Source organism: Thiothrix sp. (assembly GCF_028714775.1).
Lineage (GTDB): Bacteria > Pseudomonadota > Gammaproteobacteria > Thiotrichales > Thiotrichaceae > Thiothrix.
In genome coordinates, this window is sequence record NZ_JAQTLS010000056.1 from 1 (window position 1) to 5,162 (window position 5,162).

Consider the following 5,162-nt stretch of genomic DNA (forward strand, 5'->3'; position numbering starts at 1 on the left):
GGATGCTTGCTTAGTGCGATTCAGGGAATTGTCGGAGCGAGGGAAAGCGCAAGCGAATCAGGCATTCGTTATACTTCGCGCCCTGCTCAATTATGCACGCGCCACCTACAGGACGCCGGACGGACTGCCCACGATGCCGGAGAACCCGGTTTCAGTCTTGAGCGATGCCAAGATGTGGAATAAGAACCGCGCCAAGTCAACCCGCATACCAAACGACAAGATTGGCGAAGTGTGGTCAATGCTCCAAGCGCGGCGCAATGCGGACGATCAAACCACGTCAAGCAGAACGGGCGCGGACATAATTAGCTTCTTGATGTTGACAGGGGCGCGGTGGAATGAAGCGGCTATGTTGACATGGGACAGGGTGAACCTTGATGAAGGATGGTGGCACTTACCAGACCCGAAGAACCACAACGAAGTGTGGCTACCACTATCGAAGGAAGCCAGCGAATTACTCGCCGCACGTCCGCACGTTACAGGCAACGACTACGTTTTCCCCGCACGTAGCGGCGGCAAATATATAGTCGATGCGCGTTCAACTATGGAGAGGGTTTCAGAGCTTGCTGGCGATCACCTTAGCCCTCACGATTTACGCCGGACATTCGTTGCTGTTGCGATGGAATGCAAGATTGAAATGTGGAAATTTGAATTGCTCACTAACCACAAGCCCACAAGCGTGACAGCGATAAGCTACATGGAAACTAAGAAGCTGGCCTACCTGTTACCGGAAGCCCAAATCATTGCTGACTGGATAGCGGCACAAGGGCAAGAAGCCGAACGCGTTGCGCAGGAAAAAGCCGCTATTGCAGCAGGCGAAAACGTGATTAAATTAAGAGCTTGACAATAAAAGTTTCATCAAGTTGGGAATGTTAATAATGCTTGTATAAGCACAAATATTGCTATATAGTAACACTAACAGCTTCGCTTCCAGCCCTGCAACATTTACACATCGGGGACGGTAACGAGAAGCATTGCATAGGCAGTGCGGCGGGCTTTTGGCAACGTGGAAACACGATGTTGAAGCTCACCGCACTGCCTATTTTATTTGTGCGATGAGCATCCTTAAAAAGGACTGTCTCATGCTACCCAAGCTCCTCACCAACAAAGAAACCGCTGCCCTCCTCGGCGTCAAGCCGGCCACGCTCGATCTTTGGCGCTGGCAAGGCAAGGGCCCTGTTTTTAGAAAAATAGGCTCAAACGTTCGCTATGCTGAGAGCGACCTGCTCGCATACCTCGAAGCCGGTACACGCCAGTCCACATCCCAACAGTTTCACCCTCAAACCTAGCTTACAAAGTATATCCAATACTTGGCGTCTGCCAATATTGATATGTCATAACAATAAGTTAATCAGCCTCATTATTGAGCTGTAGGCACTATGTAAGATAGAACGGGGAAACACATGGAAAAACGATCAAAAAAAAGCGGCATGGTTACCAACCACACCGCCACAGGGAAAGAAACACATTCCCGTATTATACGACAAGGGCATGCGCCCAAAGTTGACAAAGCGCAGCCGCTTAAAACCGCGTTACAGCGCGTTCAGCAAGCTCGCCGCTACCCTTACGACGGCAATGCGCTGAAAGTTGCTGTACGGGGCCTATGCGCTCGCCCAGTCGCACTTGTGGGGGGCGTTATATGAGCATTATCCCTCGCACGCCAACTTTTGGTTTTGAGGTTCAGCCACAAAACGTTGACAACGTAACCGCCAATGCAACTGCCGACCCGACAGAAGGACTACGGCACTACGCTGAGGGCCAAAAGGCACAGCTTGAAATAACCAAGATTCGCGCAGGAATCCGTCCGGTAGAAATGCGAACCGCCACTCCCGATCAAATCGTCTTGGAGGTTGCTATGCAAAGTAGCTCAACAGCGAAACTCGAATATTTGATTGACCCTTGGTTGCCCAGCAGGCAGGTCGTTGGCTTCTATGGGCGCGGCCAGACAGCTAAATCGTCCTTCCTTGCAACGCAGGCGGCACGCATCAGCGATTACTGCTCCACGCTGTGGGTTAGCACCGAGGAATTGACTGATTGGATTAAGGTTCGCCACATCAAGGCCGAAGGCGTGCCGGGGACGTTGCTGGTGTTCAAGGCTATTGCAACAAAGCATGACGAATCGGGCCATGCAACCGCTTCAACCTTCGATGTATATCAACACCTCGATGCATCCATTGTTGCCGCGAAAAAGCAAGCCGAAGGGATGCTGTACCCGCCGCGCCCGTTGCGCTTTGTTGTCCTCGATACGGCAGTGGCACTTACCACATGGGGCAAGAGCGAAAGCCCGAACTCCGACGCGGCAGTTAAACGGCTATTCGCATTCCTGCAAGGCCTGTGCGAGAAGCACGACGTAACGATTGGCCTTATCGGGCATTCGAACAAGGGCAAGCATGAGGAACTGACGGATAGTGTGGCCGGTTCCGCCGCATGGGTCAATTCACCCCGGCAAGCATTCACCCACATCCACGACAAACGCGCTCCCAATACCTGCGTCGTCTGTACCGTGAAAAGCACGCTGACCGGAGACTTTGCAGCAAGCTACAGCACTCGCCCAATTCATACCCTCGCAACGCGGGCTGAGGGCATGGACAGCGTTCTATGCACCGTCGATCTGATGCCCATTGAATGGGGGTATCAGCAAGCGAGGGCACTGGTTGAAGCTGCCAGAGGCGACAACGAGGAACAAGGCGAAAGCGGCCAGCGCAGTTCCCGCAAGACAGCCAGCGTCGAGAAGATTGTTACCACAGTGGCGCAACTGTTTCAGGAGGGTGTGGAGCAAGTTGATAGGCCAGCCGTTGAGGCACGCATGGGATGTGAACCGTCACGCCGACACTGGCAGGAGGCAGACAACGTGCTGGCACTCGCGCACAAAGTCAAAACGACCGTTGGAGCGCATGGGCGGATTTTTTACAGGCAGGAGCGGTGAAACATGCCAGTTGTGCAGTTCTCCCCTATACCCCCAAGGACTGCACAACTGCACAACTGCACAACTGCTAATAGTTCGTATGTAAAGGGGGGGGGGGAAGTTTTTTTATTACACAACTACATTTTTGCTTTTACTGAACCTCAGTTGTGCAGAAGTGCAGAAGTGCAGCATTTAGGGGTATGGGGGTAATTGCACAACTGACCGCAGCTTGTCAGTTCAACCGCCAAACCATAGCAAGCCAACAACGGACGATGCAGAGCCACCAGCGGCCTGCCAATGTGGTAATCAGGAGAACGAAATGAACACATCAGAATTTGTACTTCAAGGAAAGAATACAGCTTTACGGTTCCAAGTGCTGGTTGACCCTGCAACGCCTGAACCAGACATCTACACCATCGTTTTCGCTGACTTTGACCCCGTAGAGGTTCAACGCTTACCGGACGAGCAAACCGGCGATTTCTTTGCCCGTGTGGTCAAGCGTCTTGCGGAGCTTCGGGCGGAACTCGAAACCGATCAATGCCCGAATTTGGTAGGCAGTTACGTCCATCGAAAACAGCGTGATCGGTTGTGGAAATATCAATTTGACTGGGCGCAAATCTACGGGGCAAGTCACGCGGACAGCATTCACACAATTCGAAGGGAAATGGTTGTTCGAGAATTATTGCGGATTATAGAAACCGAGCTGGTCGAGGCAGATGTTCGGCTTCAAGCGATTGATGTGTTGATGCGGATATATGGCATAGGGTCTGAATACAAATGAAGACTACTGACTGGACAAATAGAAGCCCTGCAACTATTTCAAACGAAACGCAAGTCGTGGATGACACAGGGAACACAGGGAGCAAAAAGCTTCCACGAGTAAGTCCGATCAAATTGACTTCTTTGAGCGAGATTCGCACTGAACTCGCCTGCTTGTATCGGGAGGCTAGAGCTGGGCGAATTGATACTGCTGATGCCACTAGGCTCGCCTACGTCCTTGAGCAAATTCGGAAGATGCACCTTGCTATGGAAATCGAGACAAGGCTGCTCGAACTCGAAAGGAGGACGCATAAATGAAATCACTTGCCAAGCGTTTGGAGCGCCTTGAAGCCATTGTGGCTATCACCGCATCACGGACGATTCTATTGCTTGTTGCTGGTGACGGTCACGAAGTCGTTTATGACTGCGCAAGCGGCAGGACTGAGGATGAAGCAAGGGGAGCATGGGAACAGCGAAACGGCTGCTCTTGGCCCGATAACGCACAAAGAGCGATTGTCTATTTCGAGGACGATACGCCTGAAGATGAACAACTGACCCGGCAGTTTCCGGGAACTCACCACTGAAAGGAAACACCATGACTAGCACACAACTACGCTCAATTCGCGCCTTGATTCAACGTATCCCAAGCGATGCCCCCGCATCAGCAAAGGCTATGACGATTCTAACCAAACTCGAAAAAGAGGTCATCGGCATTACAAGTCTTGCATCCAAACCAGACCCAATGAAATCAGACGCTGCAAACGCAATGATATTGAATGCTGAGAAGGCACGGCTCCGCGACCTTGCTTCAAGCTCACGAAGCGAATTGGCAGCGGCTATTTCATCTGCCCGAGCAACAGTTGACACCTCCCGAGGTAAAGCGGGAAATCTTACGCAAGGCGAATATGCCGCAGAAATCCGAAGCGTATTCCGTGGGTTGAGTGCTGCCGAAAAAGCTCAATTCATAGTTGACGCTACTAAGGCGCGGGACGGTCAGTCTATCGCTGCGATTGTTGAAGCTCCTGCTGTGTTGACTGGATTAACAACTGAGCAAGTTGCAGGCTATCGGGAGCATTATCTCGATTCAGTCGCACCGAGCAGCAGGCATGAACGCAACGCGAATGATGATTTGCAAGCCGTTTGTGATACTGCGATGGACGTTTTTGACGAAGTAGCTCAACCCATTGCTGGAGAAATGAACATCACGATGGAGCAGGGCGTTTTTAAACAAGTAGCGTGACCCATCGTCTAGTAATTACTGCTAGCCACAAACCCAGCCTGTTGCTTGCAATGGGCTGGGTTCATGATATTCCCTCAGCGGTGAACAGCTATAGCAGCACTGACTCCGAAATGCTCCGTACACAGCAAGCGGCGTAATGTGGCCAGCGCAATATCGGGGCCGCTGTAAGCCCCATTTCAGCACTTCCCAGCCCAATTAAACGCCCTGCCCCATGCAAGCAATGCCAGGGATATTGCTGCTATTTTTTCTTAGGATGCTTGC

At 51.8% G+C, this 5,162-nt stretch carries 6 protein-coding genes; all 6 read left to right on the plus strand.

The window, feature by feature from the left end; genetic code table 11:
- The coding region (locus tag PHE17_RS21375) for a tyrosine-type recombinase/integrase (protein ID WP_301017956.1) at positions 1 to 841 on the plus strand (841 nt) is incomplete at its 5' end.
- Between the two features lie 238 nt (positions 842 to 1,079).
- Positions 1,080 to 1,286: a helix-turn-helix domain-containing protein gene (locus PHE17_RS21380; RefSeq protein WP_301017957.1), complete on the plus strand. Its 207-nt coding sequence runs from the start codon at positions 1,080 to 1,082 to the stop codon at positions 1,284 to 1,286.
- Positions 1,287 to 1,636: 350 nt separating this feature from the next.
- Positions 1,637 to 2,923 carry an AAA family ATPase gene (locus PHE17_RS21385; RefSeq protein WP_301017958.1) on the plus strand — a complete coding sequence of 429 codons (1,287 nt, stop codon included), beginning with the start codon at positions 1,637 to 1,639 and terminating at the stop codon, positions 2,921 to 2,923.
- A gap of 298 nt (positions 2,924 to 3,221) precedes the next feature.
- Entirely contained in the window at positions 3,222 to 3,683 is a 462-nt protein-coding gene (locus PHE17_RS21390; protein ID WP_301017959.1) for a hypothetical protein, read from the plus strand.
- A 292-nt stretch (positions 3,684 to 3,975) separates the two neighbouring features.
- On the plus strand, positions 3,976 to 4,245 hold the full coding sequence (locus PHE17_RS21395) for a hypothetical protein (protein WP_301017960.1): 270 nt from the start codon (positions 3,976 to 3,978) through the stop codon (positions 4,243 to 4,245).
- An 11-nt stretch (positions 4,246 to 4,256) separates the two neighbouring features.
- Positions 4,257 to 4,901, plus strand: a complete 645-nt coding sequence (locus tag PHE17_RS21400; protein WP_301017961.1) for a hypothetical protein — start codon at positions 4,257 to 4,259, stop codon at positions 4,899 to 4,901.
- Positions 4,902 to 5,162: the final 261 nt, after the last annotated feature.

What these genes read in the sequence shown, in the direction of transcription:
- PHE17_RS21385 (WP_301017958.1), top strand. Translation starts at nt 1,637, where the DNA reads ATGAGCATTATCCCTCGCACGCCAACTTTTGGTTTTGAGGTTCAGCCA.
- PHE17_RS21395 (WP_301017960.1), top strand. Translation starts at nt 3,976, where the DNA reads ATGAAATCACTTGCCAAGCGTTTGGAGCGCCTTGAAGCCATTGTGGCT.
- PHE17_RS21380 (WP_301017957.1), top strand. Translation starts at nt 1,080, where the DNA reads ATGCTACCCAAGCTCCTCACCAACAAAGAAACCGCTGCCCTCCTCGGC.
- PHE17_RS21390 (WP_301017959.1), top strand. Translation starts at nt 3,222, where the DNA reads ATGAACACATCAGAATTTGTACTTCAAGGAAAGAATACAGCTTTACGG.
- PHE17_RS21400 (WP_301017961.1), top strand. Translation starts at nt 4,257, where the DNA reads ATGACTAGCACACAACTACGCTCAATTCGCGCCTTGATTCAACGTATC.